Genomic DNA, 23,202 nt, shown 5'->3' on the forward strand with positions numbered 1-23,202 from the left:
GTTTTTTAGTTGTTTTATCTTATTGTTAATATTCTCTTAAAGTAGTTTAACGAAAAGTTAAATTCTATTTCAAGCGTTTTTTAAATCAAGAAATAATCAAAAAACAACTGTGTATGAAAACAAAAACCTTCAAATTAATACTCTTTTTAATTGCAATCCAAATGGGGGCAATTCAAACTATGTATTCACAAGAAAATAGTATTACAGGACATGTTGTAGATGAGTCTAACATTCCGGTTTCAGGAGTAACCGTCATGATAAAAGATACTAGAATAGGTGTGCAAACAGATTTTGATGGGAATTATTCTATTAAAGCAAATCCTGGTCAAGTATTACTATTTTCTTATTTAGGGATGAGGACTGAAGAGGTTACTGTTGGAGCATCAAAAACCATACATGTAATTTTATACGAAGATGCAGAAGCTTTAAATGAAGTTGTAGTTACAGCCATGGGTATTGAACGCGCAGATAGAACTTTAGGGTATGGTGTAAGTACTGTAAAATCTGCAGATTTTGATGTGGCTAGAGAAACAGATGTGCTTCAAGCATTACAAGGTAAAGTTTCTGGAGTTCAAATAACAGGACAAGGAGGAGGCATAGGAGCTTCAACTAAAATAACAGTACGTGGGATGACGCGTATTAGCGGTTCTAATAATCCATTGTGGGTAATAGATGGAGTACCCATTTCTGATGCTAACGATTTTACAAGTTCAAGAACTACAGGATCTATAGATTATGGAAATAGGGCACAAGATATAAATCCAGATGATATTGAAAGTTTAACTGTTTTAAAAGGAGCCTCTGCAGCAGCTTTATATGGTTCTAGAGCATCGAATGGTGTAATTGTAGTTACAACAAAAAAAGGGAAAGGCAAAGCAACAGTATCTTACAGTTCTACAATTCGTTTTGATAATCCGTTAAGATTGCCAGATTTTCAAAATACATTTGGCCCTGGAGATTACGGAGTGTACAATGAAGCAGAAGGAGATAATTTACAAGAAGTAGGTGCCGGTTGGGGTGCACGTATTTCTGAAGGCGGAACATATACAGACTATGCTGGTAATGTACAAACCTTTCAATCTTATCCAGATCTTCAGAAAGACTTTTATGAATTAGGCTCTACAAACATACATAGTTTTGCTATTTCGGGAGTGTCGGATAAAGGTCAAAACGATTATAGGTTTAGTACCTCATATACGTCTAAGGAAGGTATTATACCGGGTTCTTCATTAGAAAAATTAAATTTAGGTTTAAAATCAGGTGCTCAATTATATGATAATTTAAAATCTAGCTTTAGTATAAATTATGTTAACTCTAGTATTGAAGGCGCAGTGGCACAAGGTGGAAATGATCCAAATATATTAATGAGCGTAATTAATACGCTACCACGTACTACAGATATAAATGTGTTTACGCCTTGGATTAGTGAAGATGGTGAAGAACAATTGGCACCTGTAGATGCAGATGGCACAAATAACCCGTATTGGATTGTACACGAAAACCAAAGGACTAGCGATACAGAACGTTTCTTTGGAAATGTAAATTTAGACTATCAGCCTGTTAAGCATCTGTCTGTATTAGGACGTGTAGGTTATGATACTTATAATACAACACATTTTTCTAATAAACATAAAGGAACTATAGGTTTGTTAGAAGGAAACTATACGGAAAACCATATTAGTAGAAATGAGCTGACTTTAGATTTTTTAACAACGTATAATAATGTATTTGGCGATTTTGATTTTAAAATAATGGGTGGTGCCCAATGGAATCAAAGAGAGTGGAGTACAATTGGTAATCAGGGTATAAGTTTAACAATACCAGAGCTTTTCGATCCTGGAAATGTAGAAACAAATGTGCCATGGAAAAACTATGCTAAAACACGAATATTTGGAGTGTTTAGCGATTTAACATTAACTTATAAAACGTGGTTAACGTTAAATGCTTCGGCTAGAAACGATTGGTCGTCCACTCTACCAGAAGGAGGAAATAGTTATTTTTATCCATCTGTAGCCCTAAGTTTTGTGTTTACAGATGCTTTTAAAATCGATAGTAATATTTTAAATTATGGAAAACTAAGAGGGAACTGGGCTAATGTGGGCAGTGATACCGGCGCTTATCAATTAGATTTTTTATACTCACCTCAATCTACTTGGTACGGACAATTTAGTACAAGTGGAACTTTTCCATTCGACGGACAGTTAGCGTTTTCTGGGCCAAATACACTACCTAATGTAAATTTAAAACCAGAAAATCAAGCGAATTATGAGTTGGGGATTGAATTGGGCTTGCTGAAAAATAGAGTGACTATAGATGCAACTTATTATAAGAATGTTACAACAGATCAGATCATTTCGTTATTAGTGCCTGCATCTACAGGGTATAGTTCTGCAATGACCAATATTGGAGAAATTTCTAATACAGGTTTTGAGTTGGAAATTGGAGCTAAAATTATCAGGTATAAAGGCTTTGTTTGGAATTTGAATTATAATTTTTCAACAAACGAAACTATTATAGATGATTTAGGAGAAGGAATAGATAAATATACCATGGCCTCTGCATTTAACGGATTAGTTGTGGGTGCAGAAGAAGGACAGTCTATAGGAATTTATGGAAATAGATTTGCACGTGCTGTAGACGAGAATGGAAATACTATTGAAGATCAAATTTTAGTAAATAGTAATGGGTTGCGTTATGAAGGTGATAATGAAAGATTAGGAGATATTACACCAGATTTTACAATGGGACTGACTTCTGTGTTTAGATACAAAGGATGGAGTTTATCTACAACCTTCGATTGGAAAGAAGGCGGTGTGTTGTATTCACAAACAGTATCGTCTCTTAGAACATCAGGTTTGGCAAAAGAAACTGCTGTAGATAGAGAAACACTGTTTGTAGATCCTAATACATATATGGTTAATGAAGATGGTACGTACTCAGAAAATACCATTGCTATCCCAAGTGTACAACAATACTGGTCTAATTATTCTGCAAGTAGAATTCATGAAAGCAACACGTTTGATGCAACATATATTAAATGGAGAGAGCTAGGATTAGCTTATACTTTTAATAAAGAGCAACTTAATAATTCTCCGTTTAAATCTTTACGAATTGGAGTTCAGGGAAGAAACCTTGGAATCTTTAATACCAGTATACCACATATAGATCCAGAAACTAATTTATTTGGATCAGGTAGTAATGGAGGTGCGATTGAATATAACGGAGTGCCATCTACAAGTAGTGTAGGATTTAATGTTCAAGTTAAATTTTAAAAAATGAAAGCCATGAAAAAAATAGTTTTAAAGATAAAATATATAATAGTTTTAAGTGTCTTACTCGTAAGTGTTAATGCCTGCGATAGTGCTTTAGTAGATATAAATGAAGATCCTTTAGCTGTAACTTCTGTGCCAGCAGAACTTTTGTTTCCAGAGATAATTGTAAATTTTTCTTCAGTAAGATCTATAGAGTTTGCTGGATTAAATATGCATGCACAACAGTGGTGCGGAAGTGGAGGTACGTGGTTAAGCAGAAGCCGATATGTTTTGGGAGTGCCTTCTGTTAATAATGGATGGACTACTTGGTATACAACTTGCTTAAAGAATTTGTCTTTAGTAGAACAGTTGGTAGAAGAAGATAATCCAGATAATCAATACATTATAGCTCAGGCCAAAGTGCTAGAGGGTTTTATATATTCTAATATAACTCAGGTTTGGGGAGATGTGCCTTATACACAAGCAGGTAACCCAACAGAATATCCTTATCCAGAATTCGATTCGCAAGAAATTGTGTTAGAAGGTGTCGTTACTTTAATGGATGAAGCCTTAGCAATTTTAGAACAAGATTTAGATTCTCAAATTGTTACAGATTCAGATTTAATTTTTAATGGAGATAAGGCATCATGGATTCGTTGGGCTAACTCTATAAAATTAAAAATGTTAATGTTTATTGCTAATAAAAAACCAGATGAAGTTTCTGCCCAACTTCAAGCCTTGGTAAATTCACCCTTAATTGTAACTAAAGACCAAGAAGCACAATTATCGTACTCCGAAACTATTGGTAATGAAAATCCTAAATGGACATTTATAAATAATTATTGGGGCGGGAATATAAACTTATGGTACGCAGGAAGACCACTAGTTAATTTAATGAAAGAATTAAACGATCCCCGATTAGCGACATATTACGAACCAAATTCAAATGGAGAATATTTTGGAAAATGGCAAGGATATACAGGCTTTACAACCATTTCTAAAGTGAATGCGAATAATGTATTGGCAGATACGCCGGATAGATATTCTACAGCCTCAGAAACTTACTTTTTACTCGCAGATGCTGCAGCTAATGGTTTTGTGTCTGGGGGTTTAGCGCAAGCGAACGTATGGTTTTTGGAAGGCGTTACACTCGCCCTAGATTATTATGATGGTACCTTAGGAGAGATCGCTCAAGCAGATAAAGAGACTTATATTGCAAGTTTACCAGATTTAACTGCTTTAACAACCAATGAAGCTTTAGATTATATTAACGACCAACATTACATTTCGTTATTTGGGAATGGGCTAGAAGCTTGGAGCCAATGGAAGAGAACTAAAAGTGTAGATTTAGATATTCCTGCCAATGCGGGAGCCACAGATGTAATTAGACGTTACACATACTCTTCTAATGAGGCTGGTTCTAATATTAATACACCTACAGGTTTAACTATAGAAACCAAAATGTGGTATGAAAAATAATGTTTAGACATCCGTTAATTACAGTAAGCTAGTGATATTTTATTTGTTTAAGTTAGTCAATCTTTTTTATAAATATCTGTATAAAAAACAACCTAGATTTTAAAATTACTAGCTTACAGTAATTAAAAAGTGTTTTTATATGTCTATAAAAATAAAAATGCTGCCTTAGTAATGTTAACTGGGTAAGTTATACTAGCTAAAAAATAGTAAACATTTAATCTTAATTAATGAAAATTACAGCATATAAGCAACTAAAATATTTAACATGTATAGCTGTTTTAATATTAAGTAGTTGCCAACAAAAAACAGAAGTAATACAACATAGTGTAGCGGTAAATAGACCAAATATTTTATTTATTCCTATAGATGATATAAGACCAGAGTTAGGGTGTTATGGTAATAGCGATGTAATATCCCCTAATATTGACAAACTAGCCTCTAATGGCGTTGTTTTTAATCGTGCGTATTGCCAGCAGGCGGTATGTACAGCTTCCCGAACCAGTTTATTAACAGGTTTAAGACCCGACTCTACACAAGTTTGGGATTTAAAAACACACTTTAGAGACCAAATGCCCAACCTGGTTTCTTTGCCCCAATTCTTTAAAAACAATGGATATTATAGTGTTGGATTAGGTAAAACATTTCATAATACATTACAGGATTCTCTGGCTTGGAATGAGTATTTACACATAGATGGTTTTCCTTTCGATCCAGATGCGGTATACGTTAATCGCGATAATATTATAGCACAAAAAGAGATAGAGTTAAAGCGTTTAAAAGCTGGACATGCAAAGGTTGATAAATATGGTTTTATTTATTCTAAAACCCGCTCTAGTGAAATGGGGCTTGTAGATAATGATGATGCGTATTATGATGGCGCTCAAACTACAATGGCAATTAAAAAGCTTAGAGAACTTAAAGATAAAGACGAACCTTTCTTTTTGTCTGTTGGGTATTATAAACCACATTTGCCTTTTAATGCCCCAAAAAAATATTGGGATTTATACAATAGAGCGGATATTAAACTCGCAGAAAATCAATATCACCCAAAAGATAGTCCGTCTTATACCGTGCATGGCGATGCAGAACTTCGGGGTTATGTAGATGCTAAATCAAATTTACCATATCCTAATGAAAACAATTGGGATGAAGATAAACAACGCGAACTTAAACATGCATATTACGCTTGTATTTCTTACATAGATGCACAAATAGGTAGGATTATGGACGAGTTAGAACGTTTAAATCTTAAAGACAATACCATTGTTGTATTATGGGGCGATCATGGTTGGAAGTTAGGAGAACATAATGGTTGGGGAAAGCAAACTAATTATGAAATAGATACCCGAGTACCATTAATTATTAGCGGAGCAAAAGTTGTAGCAAAAGGCGAAACAAGTAATGCTTTAACCGAATTTGTTGATGTTTACCCAACGCTTTGCGATGTTACCGGGTTTGAAATCCCTGAATATTTACAAGGCACAAGTTTAAAACCACTTCTTGAAAATCCAAAAGCAACAGTTAAGGATGCAGCATATAGCCAGTTTTTATTAGGTAGATTTGGCCCTCTAAAAGAGCGGGAATCTGAAAAAATGGGATATACAGTAAGAACAGATCGTTACCGTTATGTCGAGTGGTATGATTGGGAAGCCAATAAAAATGCTGTTGGAGAGTTTTTAGGGAAAGAACTTTTTGATCATGAAAAAGATGCTCAAGAAAATACAAATATTGCTAATGATCCTGCAAATAAGGAATTAATTAAAACTTTGTCTTCTCAGCTAAAAGCAGGCTTTTCAACGTTATAAATAAGACATATACTATGAAGAAATATATTTACGGATTACTTTTTTTGGGACTTACAGCGTTTATGATCCCAACTAAAAAAAATCTAATGCAACTTGAAATACAACAATCTAAAATGAATACATTAGGACTTATAGGAGGTACATCGTGGCACTCTACTTTAGATTATTATAGTACTATAAATCAGTTTGTTAACGATTATTTTGGTAATAATACCAATCCGCCGCTATTGGTTTATACACTTAATCAAGCAGAAGTACATCGTTTTCAGCGTGAAGATAAGTGGGATTCTATTGCAGGACTGCTTACTCATGCGGCATTAAGTTTAAATAAAGCAGGAGCGCAGTCTGTAATGTTTTGTGCTAATACACCACATAAAGTATATAATAAAGTTCAAAACCAATTAGATTTTCCAATTATTCATATTGCAGATGCTACAGCCAAAGCAATTCATAAAAAAGGCTTAAAAAAAGTATGCTTTATCGGAACTAAATATAGTATGACAGAAGATTTTATAACCAAAAGAATAGAAGAAAATGGTTTAGATGTTCTGGTTCCAGAAGATGAAAAAGTGATTGAAGAATTACATCGTATAATTATAGAAGAACTCACTTATGGAGAAGTGAAAGCAGAATCTAAAGCCTATGTACTTAGTGTGTTGAAAGATATGATTAATTCCGGTGCAGAAGGTGTAATATTAGGGTGTACAGAGTTTCCTTTAATGATTTTTGAAGACGATTTAGAAGTTCCCATTTTCGATACCACAAAAATTCACTCCCAATCCGGAGTAGACTATATTTTAAAGAAGTAGGTTTGTTTATGTTATAGTAAACATGTTTGTTAAGCTGAACAACTTTATGTTGTTCAGCTTTTTTTCTTTAAATCTAACAGTAAAAATAAAGGTGTTCTTTAAATTTGTCGCTGCGTATAAGTTAACACTTTTGCTTATTCAGCCTTTTAAAATATTTATTATAATGATAGATTTAAATCAACAATTAAAAAATCCAGTTTGGTATGCATTACAAGAAACTCATAAAAAATTTGCGATAACATTTAATGGTGTACAATTTTATAAACCAGAGATCTGTACGTTTGGTTCTTTTTTTGATGAAGCGAAAACAACAAAACCTGCAAGTGAATATTCAAAAATGTCTGATACATTCTTCTTTGTTTCAGAACATCAAACACCAGAAATAGATCTTACTAAAGTGCGTTTAGTAAAAAAAATTGATGGCTGCCAAATGGTTTTAAATACGTTAACAGATGTCTCAATAACAGAAGACATTGTAATGTTAGATGAAACACATGTTGATGAAATCTACGATTTGATTTGGTTGGTTATGCCGGGTTTTTATCAAAAAAGAACCTTTGAAATGGGTAAATACTTTGGGATTTTTAAGGATGGTAAATTAGTTTCAGTAGCTGGACAGCGCATGCAAACCAACCTTTTTACAGAAGTTAGTGCTGTTGTTACGCATCCTAATTATACCAGAAAAGGACTGGCTAAGCAGTTAATATCTCATGTAACAAAAGTCATTTTAAAAGAAAATAAAAAACCTATTTTACATACAAATAAAGGTAACTTGGCTATTGCGCTTTATGAAAAATTAGGTTACGAGTTAACACGAGATATGAACTGGTGGTTGTACAGTAAAAACTAAAATTATAACTCTGTAGTTATACAAAAAGGGAGCAAAGTTGTTACTTTGCTCCCTTTTTGTTATCAAATTCTATAAACGTCTTAATTTTTATTTTTTAGTATCTAAAAAAGCCATTAATGCTTCTACATCATTTGGTTTAGATACAATTTTCTTGTCTGTATCTAAAACAAAAAATGTAGGTGTACTAGATACGCCATAAGCTATAGGAATTGGGTTGTCCCACTTTCCGTAACCGTAAATTTGTGTAAAATCTTGATAATTAGTAATGGTTTTTTCCCAGTTTTCTCGCTCATCTTCTAATCCAATTGCTAATACCTGAATATTTTTTTTATTACTTAAATAGTTTTTTAAAACAGGTAATTCAGCTAAACAGTGTGAACACGTACTGCTCCAAAACGTAAGAATATAGTAATCCTTTCCGTTAAGCTGACTAAGTTTTGTGCTTCCTTGTTTAGAGGGCCAAGAGAAATCTGGAGCAACAGCACCTATAGCTGTATTTTGGAAGGCTTTCATATCCGATAGTAATATTTCATCCTTTACTGGATCTAGTAACTTTTGTAAGTGTTTAGATGCAATATAATTTGCAACTTCTTCGTTGTTTTGGTTTTTGAATCGATTCCAAAGGATTTCTAACATTGCCTTTTGTATGGTTTTTTCTTTTGAAGTTACACCAACAACATCATCAATATTATTTTTATAGGATATGTTTTGGTTTGCATTATCTACAAATATATATATGTAGTTTAGTGTTGCATCTATTAAAAACTCTGAGCTTTGTAATATGGGATTACTAAAATCTATAGGGTCAAAATAATGAGTTTTGTAGTTGTTAAAGTAGGTCGTAGCGTCTTCAAAGGTTGTTGGAGTGTATGTTCTGCTAGCTTTAATAAACTCATGAGCAAGCATGTTTTTAGACTCGTATTCTGCCTGTTCTTGTATGTCTTTTAGTTCAATAATACAGGCATTGAATTCTGCTTGGTCTACGGTTTTGTTGCTGTAAATCGTGTTAATTTTATTTTTAACTACATACATGTCTTGTCTGTATGTAGTGAGTAATTTGTTCTCTTTAGATTCTTGAAAGGAAATGCCTTTATTAGCATCAAAATTAAATACAATGTCTTCATTATTGTAAATGAAATCAAAATTATATTGATCCTGAGGTAAGGCATAAACGACACGATACATTCCAGGTGGTTGTGTTGCATCTAAAGTCATTTCAAAATGACCGTCTACTATGGTCGTGTTCGTAATATATTCTGTTTTTGTTGGCTCTAGCTTATATAATATTGCAGCTTTAAATTGCTTTGCAGGTGTAAAAGTTCCTGTAATTTTATGTTGGGCTATTACTACAGTTGGTAGTAATAATAGTATAAGTAATAATTTTTTCATTATTTTAGTTTATTATAGGTTGTAAGGCAAGTAAAGCCTGTTTTACAGTTTTAATATGGTCGAAGGTTAAAAGTAATCGTAAACCAGCTCGGGTTTGTTTTTCCTTCATTTTGCATGCTTTTGGGTTGGCTTGTACAAATTTTAATACGTTTGTAAAACTAGCACTTTGGTAAAACGAGCTTTGTTGGTCGCTTACAAAATAGCCTACCATTTTACCTTGTTTCATTACGAGTTTTTCTATTCCAATTTTTGTGGCTAGCCATTTTACACGAACACTATTTAGTAAATCTACTACTTGTGTTGGCAATTCTCCAAAGCGGTCTATGAGTTCCTTCTCGAAGGTTATTAATTCGTCTTCGGTCTTTAACTGATTGAGTTGGGTATACAGATTTAAACGCTCTGCGATATTATTTACATAATCGTCTGGGAATAGTAATTCAAAATCGGTGTCTATGGTAATATCTTTTACGTATTCTTTAGGTTTACCATCCTCTGGATATAAATCTTTAAATTCGTTTTCTTTTAGTTCTTCAATGGCTTCATTTAAAATTTTATGGTATGTATCAAAACCAATATCATTTATAAATCCGCTTTGTTCGCCACCTAATAAATCTCCTGCACCACGAATTTCCAAATCCTTCATCGCGATATTAAATCCGCTCCCTAATTCGGTAAATTGTTCAAGAGCGGTAATACGTTTTCTAGCATCTGCAGTCATTGCCGAATATTCTGGAGTAATAAAGTAGCAGAAGGCTTTTTTGTTACTTCTACCAACGCGACCACGCATTTGGTGCAAGTCGCTTAATCCAAAGTTATTGGCGTTATTTATAAAAATAGTATTGGCATTTGGTACGTCTAAACCGCTTTCTACAATGGTGGTGCTTACCAATACATCAAAATCCCCATTCATAAAACTAAGCATTAAACTCTCAAGTTTTTTTCCTTCCATTTGGCCGTGTCCGATACCTACTTTGGCATCTGGAACCAAACGCTGAATTAAGCCTGCTACTTCTTTAATATTCTCAATCCGGTTATGGATGAAATATATTTGTCCGCCACGCTGAATTTCGTAACTCACAGCATCGCGAATGGTTTCTTCTTCAAGACGGATAACATTACTTTCAATTGGGTAACGGTTTGGTGGCGGTGTTGTAATTACAGATAAATCTCGCGCAGCCATTAGACTAAATTGCAATGTTCTCGGGATTGGTGTTGCTGTTAATGTAAGAACATCTACATTTTCTTTTAATGTTTTTAATTTTTCTTTAACCGCTACTCCAAATTTTTGCTCTTCGTCTACAATTAATAAGCCTAAATCTTTAAACACAACGCTTTTATTTGCAAGTTGGTGTGTTCCTATTATAATATCTACGTGTCCTTTTTCTAAACGTTCTAAAGTATCGCGTTTTTCTTTTGCTGTTCTAAAACGGTTAACATAATCTACCGTAACAGGGAAGTCTTTTAAACGCTCTTTAAATGTTTTGTGATGTTGATAGGCTAAAATGGTTGTTGGTACTAATACAGCAACTTGTTTGCCGTTGTCTACAGCTTTAAAAGCTGCACGAATAGCGACTTCTGTCTTACCAAAGCCTACATCGCCACAAACCAATCGGTCCATTGGGCGTTCGCTCTCCATATCGTTTTTAATATCGGCGGTAGAGGTGCTTTGGTCTGGAGTGTCTTCGTAAATAAACGAGGCTTCTAGTTCGTGCTGTAAGTAGCTGTCTGGATTATATTGGTATCCTTTTTCAAGTTTTCTTTTGGCGTATAACTGTATCAAGTTAAAGGCAATTTCTTTAACTCTGGTTTTCGTTTTTTGTTTTAACGTTTTCCATGCGTTACTGCCTAGTTTATGAATTTTTGGCGGCTTACCATCTTTACCATTAAACTTGGTTATTTTATGGAGCGCGTGTATACTTAAATATAAAATATCGCGCTCGCCGTAAATTAATTTTATGGCTTCTTGTTTTTTGCCTTCAACATCTATTTTTTGCAGTCCACCAAAGCGTCCAACCCCATGATCGATATGTGTAACATAGTCGCCAATTTCTAAGTTAGTAAGTTCTTTAAGGGTAATAGATTGCTTTTTAGCATATCCGTTTTTAAGACTAAATTTATGGTAGCGTTCAAAGATTTGATGGTCTGTATAACACAATACTTTATTGGTGTGGTCTATAAACCCTTGATGTAATGATAAGACAATAGCTTGATAAGAGACACCTTGTTCTGTGTCCTGAAAAATATCGTGAAAACGTTTGGCTTGTTGTTCGCTAACGCAGGCAATATAATTAGTATACCCTTTGTTATGATTGCTATTTAAATCGTTTATTAAAAGATCAAATTGCTTGTTAAAAGAAGGTTGCGGTGTGGTATTAAAAACAATACCCGTGTCTATACTGTTAGTAAAATAATAACCGCTCCCAAACTCGACTACAGTAAACTTTAAAAGTTGCTTTTTTAAGAGCTCAGCATTACAAAATAACTCACTAGGTGTGTTGTGTTTTAAATCTGAATTTAAGTTTTCAAAAGCTTCTTCTGCTTTCTTAAAAAGCACATCGCTACCAGAAAATAGGAGTTGGGAGTTTTTTGAAAATATAACCGTTTTAGACGACATATATTTTAAAAAGCTTTCACGGTTTTCGTCTAATTGTTTGTTTTCAACATTTGGAATGATGTTGATTTTTTTTATTTGTTCTGTAGAGAGTTGTGTTTCTACATCAAACGTTCTTATACTATCTACATCATCTCCAAAAAACTCAATACGGTAAGGCTCGTCGTGAGAGAATGAAAATACATCTACAATACCTCCACGGACGGAAAACTCGCCAGGTTCTGTAACAAAATCTACACGTTTAAATTTGTATTCAAATAAGATTTCATTTACAAAATCTATTGATAAATTGTCGTTAACGGCTATTTTTAGCGTATTGCGTTCCAGTTCTTTTTTGGTTACTACTTTCTCAAATAAAGCATCTGTATAGGTAACAATTATGGCTGGCTTTTTACGCGAATTTATGCGGTTTAAAACTTCGGCACGTAAAAGTACGTTAGCGTTATCGGTTTCTTCTATTTGGTAGGGTCTGCGATAACTTCCAGGATAAAATAAGACGTCTTTAGTATTTAAAAGTTGTTCTAAATCGTTTAAATAATAAGCAGCTTCTTCTTTATCGTTAAAAATTAATAGGAAAGGTTTTTGGGCGTACTTAAAAACTTCGGCGATTACTAAAGAAAACGATGAGCCTACAAGACCTTTTAAAACCGTTTTACTCTCATTTTTAGAAATGGCAAGTTGCAAATCTTGCGTCTGCAAAGTTTGTGCAAATGTTTGCAAGAGGTTGTTTTTACTCAAGGCAATTTATTTTTTACAAATATAAGGTATGCGTTTATAAATAATGTTAACGATTTATAAAATTAAAAACTGACAATAATTTAATTTTTATTAAATTAGAGAGAAAAATTTATGAAAAATTAAATTTATTAACAATTAAAGTTTATTTATATTAGTCGCCTCAAAAAATAAAAGATATGTCTTATTCAAAATTATTTGGTAGCGGATTTACAGAACGTAATAAAGATCATTTCGCAGCTATAGTTCGTGTTGCTATGGATGATGGTATGATTTCTGAAGATGAAAAAGCTTTTTTAGACCGATTAGCTAGAAATTTACAAATAAATGAGCACGATTACGAGCAGATTTTATTGGATTATAAAACACACCCAATAAATCCGCCTCATGAATTTAATCAAAGGTTAGAGCGTTTATATGATTTAGCACGTATGGTAAATTTAGACCATATAAATGGTGAAAGTGAAATTGTATTACTTCGTAAAATGGCTTATGGTTTAGGGTTTTCTTCAAGCAGTGTAAATGCAGTTGTAGATAAGGCTTTAGATTTAGTGGCTAACGAAGCAGATTTAGAAACCTTTATTCTAGAGATGAAAAAAGAGAAGTAATATTAAGCTTCTGCCAAAAATAAAAAGCGACCATTTTAAAATGGTCGCTTTTTATTTGGTTTTATTTCTTTACGGCATTGCGTTCAAACTCTTCAGCTTTTTCAACCATATTTTTACTTCCACACATAAAAGGGACACGTTGGTGTAATTCTGTAGGTTTAATATCCATAATGCGTTGGAATCCGTCACTTGCTTTTCCATTAGCTTGTTCTGCTAAGAATGCCATGGGATTACATTCGTATAATAAACGGAGTTTTCCTTGTGGGTTTTTAGAACTTTTTGGATATAAATAAATACCACCTTTAATCATGTTTCTATGGAAATCTGAAACTAAAGATCCAATATATCTAGACGTATATGGTCTGTCTCCTTCTTCCATTTGGCAATACTTTATATAATCTTTTATTCCTTGTGGGAAATGGATGTAATTTCCTTCATTACATGAGTAAATGTTCCCGTCTTCAGGGAAAGACATGTCTGGGTGAGAAAGATAAAATGTTCCAATAGCTGGGTTTAATGTAAATCCGTTAACACCAGCTCCTGTTGTATACACTAGCATGGTAGAGGTTCCGTAAACCACATAACCAGCAGCTACTTGTTGGTTTCCTTCTTGTAAAAAATCATCTATGGTCACAGGAGTTCCTACTGGAGTAACGCGTCTGTAAATAGAGAAGATTGTTCCTACAGAAACGTTTACGTCTATATTAGAAGATCCGTCAAGAGGGTCTATTAATACAATATATTTATTTTGATTTTTAGAATCTTGACTATTAATTGTAATAAAATCGTCTTCTTCTTCACTAGCAATACCACAAACAATATTTCTCTTTTTTAGTGTCTGAATAAAGATGTCGTTTGCGTAAACATCTAGTTTTTGTTGGTCTTCACCTTGAATATTTACATCGCCAGCTGCTCCAATGATGTCTACTAATCCAGCTTTGTTTACTTCGTGATTTACAACTTTTGCAGCTAATCGTATAGAATTTAATAATCGTGTTAACTCTCCTGTGGTGTACTTAAAAGCGCTTTGATTTTCGATTATAAATTCACCTAATGTTTTGTTTTGTCCTGACATTTAATGGTAATGTTTGTTTTTACAAATATCGTACTTTTTGTTAAACTATAACGTTTGAGTTAAAATTATAATCCATTCATTTTATATATATTTGAAGACTTAAATAATTATTATGAATATTAAAATTAGACCGGCTAAAATTGAAGATATGTCAGCCGTACTAGAACTAATTTACGAATTAGCTATTTATGAAAAAGAGCCAGAAGCAGTAGAGGTTACAGTAGCTGATTTAGAACGCGATGGATTTGGCGAGACCCCATTATTTAAATGTTTTGTTGCTGAAATTGAAGGCGCTGTAAAAGGAATTGCTTTAGTATATAACCGCTATTCTACATGGAAAGGTCCAATTATTCATTTGGAAGATTTAATAGTAAATAAAGATTTTAGAGGTGCAGGAGTTGGTACCGCTTTACTTAATGAAGTGGTTAAATATGGCTACAATAAAGGTGCAAAACGTATTAATTGGGAAGTTATAGATTGGAATGAACCTGCAATTGCTTTTTACGAAAGTAAAGGAGCAAAAGTGTTACGCGATTGGGATGTGGTACAATTAGACCAAGCGAGCATAAAAAATTATATTGATACTCTATAAATGAATGTATTTAAATTTGGAGGAGCTTCAATAAAAGATGCTAATGGGGTTAAAAATCTAGCAGCAATTTTAAATGAGTATTCCAAAACATATCCTGTTGTTGTTATTTCGGCAATGGGTAAAACTACTAATGCTTTAGAAGATGTTATAGATAATTATTTGTATCATACTTCAGCTTTGGAGGCTTCTATTCAAGTGGTATTAGACTATCATAATACAATCATTTCAGAATTGTTTCTAGATTCTGAAGATTCTATTTTTATAGCCATAGCGTCTATAATTAACGACCTAAAAATGTTTTTGAAAACTAATGCGTCTACAGATTATAACTTTGTGTACGACCAGATTATTGGGTATGGCGAATTACTTTCAACAACTATAGTTAGTCGGTATTTAAATGTATTAGGTATACAAAATAAATGGTTAGATGTTAGGAAGTATATACATACAGATGCCAGTTACAGACGCGCAAATGTAAATTGGGAACAAACTGTTAAAGACATATCGACTTTACAACAACATAAAATAATATACCTAACGCAAGGTTTTTTAGGTGCTAATGGCAATTGTACAACAACCTTAGGAAGAGAAGGGAGTGATTATACTGCAGCCATTTTTGCATATGCTTTAAATGCTAAAAGTGTAACTATCTGGAAAGATGTTCCGGGAGTGCTTAATGCCGATCCTAGGTATTTTAAAGATGCCCAATTGCTTGAACAATTATCTTATTCTGAAGCTATAGAATTAGCATTTTATGGCGCAAGTGTAATTCATCCTAAAACCTTACAACCATTACATCAAAAAGACATTACACTGTTTGTAAAATCTTTTTTAAATCCATTGTCTAAGGGCACAAAAATAAATTCAGATCCGGGTCTAGTACCAGCTATACCCTGTTATATTGTTAAGAAAAATCAAGTATTAATACAAATATCTTCTTTAGATTTTTCTTACATTGTAGAAGAAAATATTAGTGATATTTTTAATATTTTACATCGCTTTAAAATGAAAGTCGACTTAATTCAGAATTCAGCCATTAGTTTTTCTGTTTGTGTAGAGGATGTTTTTAATAATCTAAAACACGTTTTAGAGCATTTTAGCGTTACTTATAATGTTACCTATATACCTAAAGTTACCTTATATACGGTTAGACATTATAATTCTAACGCTATAAATTCTATAACAAAAAATAAAAACATTCTATTACAACAACGTACACTAGATACGTTACAAATAGTAACTAAATAAACAATTCACTACATTTGCGACCATGGCGAAAAATGATGAAAAGGGAATAGTAACTGCTAGTGAAGTGGCAAGTGCTATCAATTTAAAAAAAATGGGCTTTCTAGGCACTTTTGTGGGCTGGAGTTTAATGAAGGTTTTAAAAATTTCTGCAATTAACGATTTCTATATAGAAAATAAGCATTTAAAAGACACTGCATTCTTAGATCGTATTTTAGATAGTTTTGATATTAAATTTGAAATTCCTGAAGAGGATTTAAAACGTTTACCTAAAACCGGAGCGTTTATTACAGTATCTAATCATCCGTTAGGTGGTATTGATGGGATTTTGTTGCTTAAGTTATTGTTAGAACAACGTGATGATTTTAAAATCATGGCAAATTTCTTACTAAATCGTATAGAGCCTATTAAGCCATACATTATGCCTGTAAATCCGTTTGAGGATAAAAAGGATATTAAATCTAGCGTTACAGGATTTAAAAATGCATTATTACATTTAAAAGAAGGACATCCTATTGGTTTGTTTCCAGCAGGAGAAGTTTCTACTTATCGCGAAGGGAAATTGGTGGTTGACAAGCCTTGGGAAGCTACAGCTTTAAAGTTGGTAAAACGCGCAGAAGTTCCGGTAGTCCCTATTTATTTTCATGCTAAAAATAGTAAGTTGTTTTACGAACTCTCTAAATTAAGCGATACTTTAAGAACAGCTAAACTTCCCTCAGAGGTTTTTACGCAAAAAAGACGAGTTATAAAAGTGCGTATAGGGAAACCTATTCCGGTGGCCGACCAAAAAGAGTTTTCAACATTACCAGAATACAGTGAGTTTTTAAGACGTAAAACGTACATGTTAGCTAATGCGTTTGAAGAAAAATCTACAATTCTTAGAAGTTTAGCATCTACAATAAATTTAAAATCAACTAAAGCGCCTAAACGTATAGTTACGCCTGGAGATGCTATTTTAATGGAGGAAGAAGTTAAGCAATTACGAACGTTAGATTGTAGATTGTTGCAAAGTAAAAATTATGAAGTGTTTTTGGCTTCTTCTAAAGATATTCCAACAATTTTAAGGGAAATTGGTCGTTTACGCGAGATTACTTTTAGAGCCATTGGAGAAGGTACAAACGAGTCTATAGATTTGGATAAGTTTGATAATTACTATCACCATATGTTTCTTTGGGACGATGAGCAAAAAGTTATAGCAGGTGCTTATCGTATGGGATTAGGATCTGAAATATTTAAAAAATATGGAATTGATGGATTTTATCTTCAAGATTTATTCCGTTTTGAACCCGAATTACATAAAATGATGAGTGAGTCTATAGAAATGGGACGCGCTTTTATTATAAAAGAATTTCAGCAAAAGCCAATGCCTCTTTTTTTATTATGGCGCGGTATAGTGCATACTACTTTGCGTTTCCCAGAACACAAGTATTTAATTGGAGGTGTTAGTATTAGTAATCAGTTTTCAAACTTTTCAAAATCGTTAATGATTGAGTTTATGAAATCTCATTATTACGATCCGTATGTAGCTCAATATGTACATCCTAAAAAAGAATTTAAAGTGAAGCTTAAAGATGCCGATAAAGACTTTGTTTTTGATGCGACAGAAGCCGATTTAAATAAATTTGATAAAATTATAGATGAGGTAGAGCCAGGAAACTTAAGATTACCGGTATTACTTAAAAAATATATTAAACAAAATGCCCGATTAGTAGCCTTTAATGTCGATCCGTTATTTAATAATGCAGTAGATGGTTTAATGTATATAAAGATAGAAGATTTACCAGAAAGTACCGTGCGTCCTGTTATGGAAGAATTTCAGGAGGAGCTTGAACGTAAATTCTCTGCGAATGGAAATAGCGAACAACAAAATTTTACCGAAAAGATTTAAATTTCATAATAAGAATACCTGAAATACATTGAAGGCCTCTTTAACAAAATGGTTTTTTTTTGGTTAAAATCTTCTTAAGCTAGGGATTGGATTGCATCAAAAATCAAGTTGAAAAAGAACAGAATATTATATGTAATTAACTTGATTTGTAAATTGCTAATTCAGTAAGCATACTGTTTAAAATAGATTACATTTTTTAATCTTTATACATACAAATTTATAAACATTAAATTTTTAAAAGTATATTTAGTGCTTAGAATTAGCACCACTTTAGTAGTTAAATTCAATACTACAGCCAAATTAAAAATAAATTTAATATGAAAAAAACACTTAAAATAGTAGGGATTGTAATTGGATTACTAATTATTTTTTTAATTGCAGCCCCTTTCTTATTTGAAGGAAAAATACTTGAGATTGTAAAAAGTACTGTAAATAAAAATATAGATGCAGAATTCGATTTTGCAGACGCAGATATTAGTTTTATAAGAAACTTTCCAGAAGTTTCTGTTGCCGTAAACGACATGAGTATTGTAAACACCGGAACATTTGCAGGCGAAACCTTAGTTGCTGCTAAAGAAGCAAATGTTAGTGTGCCTTTTATGCAAATTTTTAATAGTGCAGACGAAGGTTATACTATAAACTCATTCAGTATAGATGGTGCGGTTGTTAACATTTTAATAAACGAAGAAGGTCTAGTAAATTACGATATAGCTAAAAAAGATGGGACAGAAGTTCCTGTTAATACGTCTGAAACTCCAACCAGTAACGTGACTTTATCTATTCAGAAATATGAAATTACAAATTCTCAAATTAAATATTACGACGAGCAAGGAAAAATGTATTTTCAATTAAACGATTTTAATCACTCTGGAACAGGAGACCTTTCTGCAGTAAAATCGGAACTCGATACTAAAACTAGCGGATTGATTTCTTTTGATATGGATGGTACCAATTATTTTAAAGAAACCCCCGTAACTTTAGATGCTAAATTGGGGGTAGATTTAGCGCAGAATATATATACATTTTTAGAGAACAAAGCTAAAGTTAACCAATTAGAATTGGTTTTTGATGGAAGTGTAAAATTGAACGATAACAGTCAGGATGTAGATATTACCTTTAAAACACCATCATCAGATTTTAAAAATTTCTTGGCTTTAATTCCAAAAGCCTATTCTAAAGAGATAGAAAATGTGAATACAACAGGTGATTTTATAGTGCAAGGTGTTTTAAATGGCACTGTAGATGAGACCCATATTCCTAAATTTAATATTGGTATCACATCAAATAATGCATCGTTTAAATATCCAGATTTACCGCAATCGGTTTCCAATATTACTATAGACACTAAGATTGCTAACGACACTGGATTGTTAGAAAATACCTATGTTAATATAAACGCTTTAACTTTTAAAATTGCACAAGATGTTTTTAGTGCTAATGCAACGATTAAAGATATAATGGGAAATCCGTTAGTGAACGCCAACTTAAAAGGGCGCATTAATTTAGGTAACTTATCTCAGGCTTATCCTTTTTCTGTAGAACAACAATTAAAAGGAATTTTAGATGCCAATATAACTACAGCTTTTGATATGAAAGCCATAGAAGACGGACGCTATCAAGATACTAAAAATAGCGGGTCGTTAGGTTTAAGCGGATTTGAATTTGATTCTGAAGACATGACTAATCCCATTCAAATTTCTAAAGCTGGTTTAACGTTTAATACCCAAAATGTTACTTTAAATTCTTTTGAAGCTAAAACAGGGCAAACAGACCTTTCTGCTAAAGGAACTATAGATAATTTATTAGGTTATATGTTTAATGACCAAATATTAAAAGGAAGCTTTACATTAAACTCAAATACATTTGCAGTTAATGATTTTATGACAGAAAGCGAAACTCCTGAACCTACTAAAACGTCAGAATCTACAAAAACAGCTACTCCTGAAGTAGCCACCACAGAATCTATTAAAATACCTGCATTTTTAGATGCGACAATTGTGGCTAAAGCGAATACATTGCTTTACGATAATTTGACATTAAAAGACGCTTCAGGGACGTTATTGGTTAAAGATGAAATCGTAACATTAAAGGATTTTAAATCTAATATTTTTGGTGGTCAAATTGCTTTAAATGGCGCAGTCTCTACCAAAGCAGACATTCCAACTTTTGATGTGAATTTGGGGATGAATAGTTTTAATATTGCTCAGTCTTTTAAAGGTCTAGAGATGTTGCAGGCATTAGCGCCAATTGCTCAAGCCTTTAAAGGAACGCTAAATTCTAATTTTGAAATAAAAGGAAATTTAAATAACGAATTTACGCCAAACCTAAGTACTTTGTCAGGTAATGCTTTAGCAGAATTACTTGTAAGTGATGTAGATTCTAAGGATAGTAAAGTGTTAAGTACGCTTGTGGATCGTTTAGAATTCCTAAATTTTAATGAAGGCGAAACAAAAAAAATTAATACTACCTTAACGTTTAATGACGGACAAGTTCAGGTCAAGCCTTTTAATCTTAAATTTAAGGATATAGATGTTCAGGTTGCCGGAAGTCATGGTTTCGACCAGTCATTAAATTACAATGCTACTTTTGATGTGCCTGCAAAATATTTAGGAACGGAAGCACAGAATTTATTATCAAAATTAAACGATCCTGATGCAGAAAACATTTCTGTGCCTGTAACCGCAAATATTGGCGGAAGCGTTGGTAGCCCATCTATTACTACAGATTTAAGTGCAACAGCTAAGACGCTAACAAATAAGTTGGTTACTATGCAAAAAGATAAGCTTTTAAATGAAGGTAGTAATAAGGTTAAAGATGCCTTAAATAGTTTTTTAAACTCTAATACAACTAAAGATTCTACAAAAACCACCACTACAACTACTGCTAAGGCTAAAGCTAAAGACTCTGTAACTACAGATAACATTAAAAAAGCAGCAGATAATTTATTAAATGGATTGTTTGGAAGTAAAAAAGAGAGTAACGATTCTGGAAAGTAATTGGTTATAAAAAAATACTACTAAATATAAAAAAGCTGAGGATTTTAAACCTTCAGCTTTTTTATATTTATATCAAGAATATTTACCAAGCTCATATTTCATAATACAAGTGTAAAAGTGAAATAAAGAATCCCATAACAGGAATAAAAAATAGTAAGCTTATTAGAAAAAATAATTATGGTATTAAGTAAAACCAGCCTAATGCTGTTTTAGTTTTTTTGATTTAAGTAAAAGGCAATTATCCATTCCAAAAAGCGTAGGTGAGAAATTATAGACACTATTTTTCTTTTTTGTAAATTTATTGAATTTTCTTAATATAATTCGTAAACTTGGAAGCCTCTCTCTTTTAATAAGAGCTATAGTTATCTTAAAGTGTTTTTATAGGCTTCAATCCATTGTTCTGGGGTCATTTTGCTCACTAATTCTCCAATAAGTGCGTACGGTATATCGTCTGTTTTTTTAAATCGGATACAAATTCTTCCCATATCTAGTTTGTATTTGGAGTGTTTAGCATATTGGGCTGTAAACCAATTTAATAATGGTTCGTTAGCATAAATCCCGTAATGATATAATGCAATGTGATTTTTTTGCGAGGCAATATTAATAAATGGTAATGGTAAATTGGGATTGGTATGGTAGCCTCTCGGGTAGGTTTTATGAGGTACTACATAGCCTATCATGCCATAACTCATGGTTTCTTGAAAGCCTGTTGGTAAATGGTCTAATATAACCTGTCTTAATTTTGAAATGGGAGTTTTGCGTTTCTCTGGAAGATTCTTTATGTAATTTTCTGGAGTTTCGGCTTTATTTATCATTAAGCTATTGTTAAGTTAGCTTAAAGTTACATAAATTTTTCTTTAATTTTATCTACTATGGTTTGGGCCAGCTTTTCTTTACTCTCTATTGTCCATCCTGCCACGTGTGGTGTAAGTATAACATTTTCTGCCTGAATGAGATATTGAAAGGCTTCAGGCATATTATCTGCTGTAAATAAGTTTTCGAATGACGCTTTTTCATATTCTAAAACATCTAATCCTGCGCCTAAAATGTGTTTAGATTTTAAGGCCGAAACCAAATCTTTCGTTACCACACTTTTTCCTCTAGCAGTATTTAAAAACCAAAAGGGTTTTTTAAAGTTGTTAATAAAGTTGGCATTAATCATGTTTAGGGTTAATGGTGTTTGTGGGGTGTGTAAGCTTACTACATCGACTTCATTTTGAAATGTTTTTAGGTCTACTTGTTTAGCGTTTTGGTTGCCAACACCCGGTTTAATATCGTAACACAAGACATTAACATCAAACCCGCGTAATTTTTTAGAGAAGGCATTTCCCATATTCCCATATCCAATAATACCAACAGTTTTTCCATCGAGTTCTAGTCCGCGATTAGCCTCGCGTAGCCATTGTCCTTGACGAACTTCGCGGTCTGCTTTATTTAGTTTATTAAATAGCGATAGGAGCATACCTAAGGTGTGTTCGCCCACTGCATTTCTGTTTCCTTCGGGCGCAGAGATAAGGTCTATTCCTTTTTCTTGGGCATAATCGCAATCTATATTTTCTAAGCCGGCACCTACACGGCCAATAAATTTTAGGCGGGTTGCTGCGTCTAGAAATTTTTTGTCTATGGTGAATCTACTTCTAATTATAATGCCATCATACGTGCTGATTTTTGCTTCAATATCTTCTTTTGTTGAAGTGAAATCGTCGTGATTTGTAAAGCCTAAATCTGTTAATTGTTGTTTTAAAAGTGGGTGATTGCTATCGAGATGAAGAATGATCATGTTACTGAAATATTAGAGTTTAAATTTACAAAGTTTTGCGTTACCGATTGAGCGATTTATTTACCCTCATTTTAAGGGTTGTTAAACTT

The 23,202-nt window shown here is 32.9% G+C and carries 15 protein-coding genes; 10 read left to right on the plus strand and 5 right to left on the minus strand.

The features are described 5' to 3' along the window. Window positions 1-113: 113 nt before the first annotated feature. The 5 genes from FNB79_RS04810 (at window position 114) to FNB79_RS04830 (ending at window position 8,194) form a co-directional block, all read left to right on the plus strand. A complete protein-coding gene (locus FNB79_RS04810; RefSeq protein ID WP_143380224.1) occupies window positions 114-3,272 on the plus strand; it encodes a SusC/RagA family TonB-linked outer membrane protein in 3,159 nt (1,052 codons plus the stop codon). 12 nt (window positions 3,273-3,284) lie between these two features. Beyond that, a complete protein-coding gene (locus tag FNB79_RS04815) occupies window positions 3,285-4,730 on the plus strand; it encodes a SusD/RagB family nutrient-binding outer membrane lipoprotein (protein ID WP_185967840.1) in 1,446 nt (481 codons plus the stop codon). A 227-nt stretch (window positions 4,731-4,957) separates the two neighbouring features. After that, entirely contained in the window at window positions 4,958-6,535 is a 1,578-nt protein-coding gene (locus tag FNB79_RS04820; RefSeq protein WP_143380226.1) for a sulfatase, read from the plus strand. Between the two features lie 14 nt (window positions 6,536-6,549). Further along, the gene (locus FNB79_RS04825) at window positions 6,550-7,344 is read left to right on the plus strand and encodes an aspartate/glutamate racemase family protein (RefSeq protein WP_143380227.1); all 795 of its coding nucleotides are present in this window, start codon (window positions 6,550-6,552) and stop codon (window positions 7,342-7,344) included. Between the two features lie 163 nt (window positions 7,345-7,507). Beyond that, a complete protein-coding gene (locus tag FNB79_RS04830; protein WP_143380228.1) occupies window positions 7,508-8,194 on the plus strand; it encodes a GNAT family N-acetyltransferase in 687 nt (228 codons plus the stop codon). A gap of 87 nt (window positions 8,195-8,281) precedes the next feature. On the opposite strand, the gene FNB79_RS04835 is transcribed toward FNB79_RS04830, so the two are convergent. Together FNB79_RS04835 and mfd are read right to left on the minus strand one after the other, a co-directional pair. Further along, window positions 8,282-9,583 carry a TlpA family protein disulfide reductase gene (locus FNB79_RS04835; RefSeq protein ID WP_143380229.1) on the minus strand — a complete coding sequence of 434 codons (1,302 nt, stop codon included), beginning with the start codon at window positions 9,581-9,583 and terminating at the stop codon, window positions 8,282-8,284. A gap of 4 nt (window positions 9,584-9,587) precedes the next feature. Further along, window positions 9,588-12,914, minus strand: coding sequence for a transcription-repair coupling factor (gene mfd, locus FNB79_RS04840; RefSeq protein WP_394345104.1), 3,327 nt, complete (start codon window positions 12,912-12,914; stop codon window positions 9,588-9,590). Window positions 12,915-13,108: 194 nt separating this feature from the next. Between mfd and FNB79_RS04845 the strand changes: the two genes are divergently transcribed. Then, on the plus strand, window positions 13,109-13,537 hold the full coding sequence (locus FNB79_RS04845; protein WP_143380231.1) for a tellurite resistance TerB family protein: 429 nt from the start codon (window positions 13,109-13,111) through the stop codon (window positions 13,535-13,537). Window positions 13,538-13,598: 61 nt separating this feature from the next. Here the strand turns inward: FNB79_RS04845 and fbp are convergent, their stop codons facing one another. Further along, on the minus strand, window positions 13,599-14,612 hold the full coding sequence (gene fbp, locus FNB79_RS04850; RefSeq protein WP_143380232.1) for a class 1 fructose-bisphosphatase: 1,014 nt from the start codon (window positions 14,610-14,612) through the stop codon (window positions 13,599-13,601). A gap of 112 nt (window positions 14,613-14,724) precedes the next feature. Here fbp and FNB79_RS04855 point away from each other — a divergent pair, with 112 nt between their 5' ends. The 4 genes from FNB79_RS04855 (at window position 14,725) to FNB79_RS04870 (ending at window position 21,333) form a co-directional block, all read left to right on the plus strand. Beyond that, window positions 14,725-15,204, plus strand: a complete 480-nt coding sequence (locus FNB79_RS04855) for a GNAT family N-acetyltransferase (RefSeq protein WP_143380233.1) — start codon at window positions 14,725-14,727, stop codon at window positions 15,202-15,204. Continuing rightward, window positions 15,205-16,452 (plus strand): aspartate kinase, encoded by a 1,248-nt coding sequence (locus FNB79_RS04860; RefSeq protein ID WP_143380234.1) that lies wholly within the window; start codon window positions 15,205-15,207, stop codon window positions 16,450-16,452. 22 nt (window positions 16,453-16,474) lie between these two features. Continuing rightward, on the plus strand, window positions 16,475-18,337 hold the full coding sequence (locus FNB79_RS04865) for a GNAT family N-acyltransferase (RefSeq protein WP_143380235.1): 1,863 nt from the start codon (window positions 16,475-16,477) through the stop codon (window positions 18,335-18,337). Window positions 18,338-18,654: 317 nt separating this feature from the next. Then, window positions 18,655-21,333 (plus strand): AsmA-like C-terminal region-containing protein, encoded by a 2,679-nt coding sequence (locus FNB79_RS04870; protein WP_143380236.1) that lies wholly within the window; start codon window positions 18,655-18,657, stop codon window positions 21,331-21,333. 362 nt (window positions 21,334-21,695) lie between these two features. Here FNB79_RS04870 and FNB79_RS04875 read toward each other — a convergent pair whose 3' ends face one another. After that, window positions 21,696-22,148: a DUF1801 domain-containing protein gene (locus FNB79_RS04875; protein WP_143380237.1), complete on the minus strand. Its 453-nt coding sequence runs from the start codon at window positions 22,146-22,148 to the stop codon at window positions 21,696-21,698. Window positions 22,149-22,174: 26 nt separating this feature from the next. After that, complete coding sequence (locus tag FNB79_RS04880) at window positions 22,175-23,113, minus strand: 2-hydroxyacid dehydrogenase (protein WP_143380238.1); 939 nt, start codon at window positions 23,111-23,113, stop codon at window positions 22,175-22,177. Window positions 23,114-23,202: the final 89 nt, after the last annotated feature.

It is taken from the genome of Formosa sediminum (assembly GCF_007197735.1).
GTDB classification, from domain to species: domain Bacteria; phylum Bacteroidota; class Bacteroidia; order Flavobacteriales; family Flavobacteriaceae; genus Formosa; species Formosa sediminum.

Excerpts from the sequence above, each read along its gene's own strand:
- FNB79_RS04810 (WP_143380224.1), top strand. The coding sequence starts at position 114 with ATGAAAACAAAAACCTTCAAATTAATACTCTTTTTAATTGCAATCCAA.
- FNB79_RS04815 (WP_185967840.1), top strand. The coding sequence starts at position 3,285 with ATGAAAAAAATAGTTTTAAAGATAAAATATATAATAGTTTTAAGTGTC.
- FNB79_RS04820 (WP_143380226.1), top strand. The coding sequence starts at position 4,958 with ATGAAAATTACAGCATATAAGCAACTAAAATATTTAACATGTATAGCT.
- FNB79_RS04825 (WP_143380227.1), top strand. The coding sequence starts at position 6,550 with ATGAAGAAATATATTTACGGATTACTTTTTTTGGGACTTACAGCGTTT.
- FNB79_RS04830 (WP_143380228.1), top strand. The coding sequence starts at position 7,508 with ATGATAGATTTAAATCAACAATTAAAAAATCCAGTTTGGTATGCATTA.
- FNB79_RS04835 (WP_143380229.1), bottom strand. The coding sequence starts at position 9,583 with ATGAAAAAATTATTACTTATACTATTATTACTACCAACTGTAGTAATA.
- FNB79_RS04845 (WP_143380231.1), top strand. The coding sequence starts at position 13,109 with ATGTCTTATTCAAAATTATTTGGTAGCGGATTTACAGAACGTAATAAA.
- fbp (WP_143380232.1), bottom strand. The coding sequence starts at position 14,612 with ATGTCAGGACAAAACAAAACATTAGGTGAATTTATAATCGAAAATCAA.
- FNB79_RS04855 (WP_143380233.1), top strand. The coding sequence starts at position 14,725 with ATGAATATTAAAATTAGACCGGCTAAAATTGAAGATATGTCAGCCGTA.
- FNB79_RS04860 (WP_143380234.1), top strand. The coding sequence starts at position 15,205 with ATGAATGTATTTAAATTTGGAGGAGCTTCAATAAAAGATGCTAATGGG.
- FNB79_RS04865 (WP_143380235.1), top strand. The coding sequence starts at position 16,475 with ATGGCGAAAAATGATGAAAAGGGAATAGTAACTGCTAGTGAAGTGGCA.
- FNB79_RS04870 (WP_143380236.1), top strand. The coding sequence starts at position 18,655 with ATGAAAAAAACACTTAAAATAGTAGGGATTGTAATTGGATTACTAATT.
- FNB79_RS04875 (WP_143380237.1), bottom strand. The coding sequence starts at position 22,148 with ATGATAAATAAAGCCGAAACTCCAGAAAATTACATAAAGAATCTTCCA.
- FNB79_RS04880 (WP_143380238.1), bottom strand. The coding sequence starts at position 23,113 with ATGATCATTCTTCATCTCGATAGCAATCACCCACTTTTAAAACAACAA.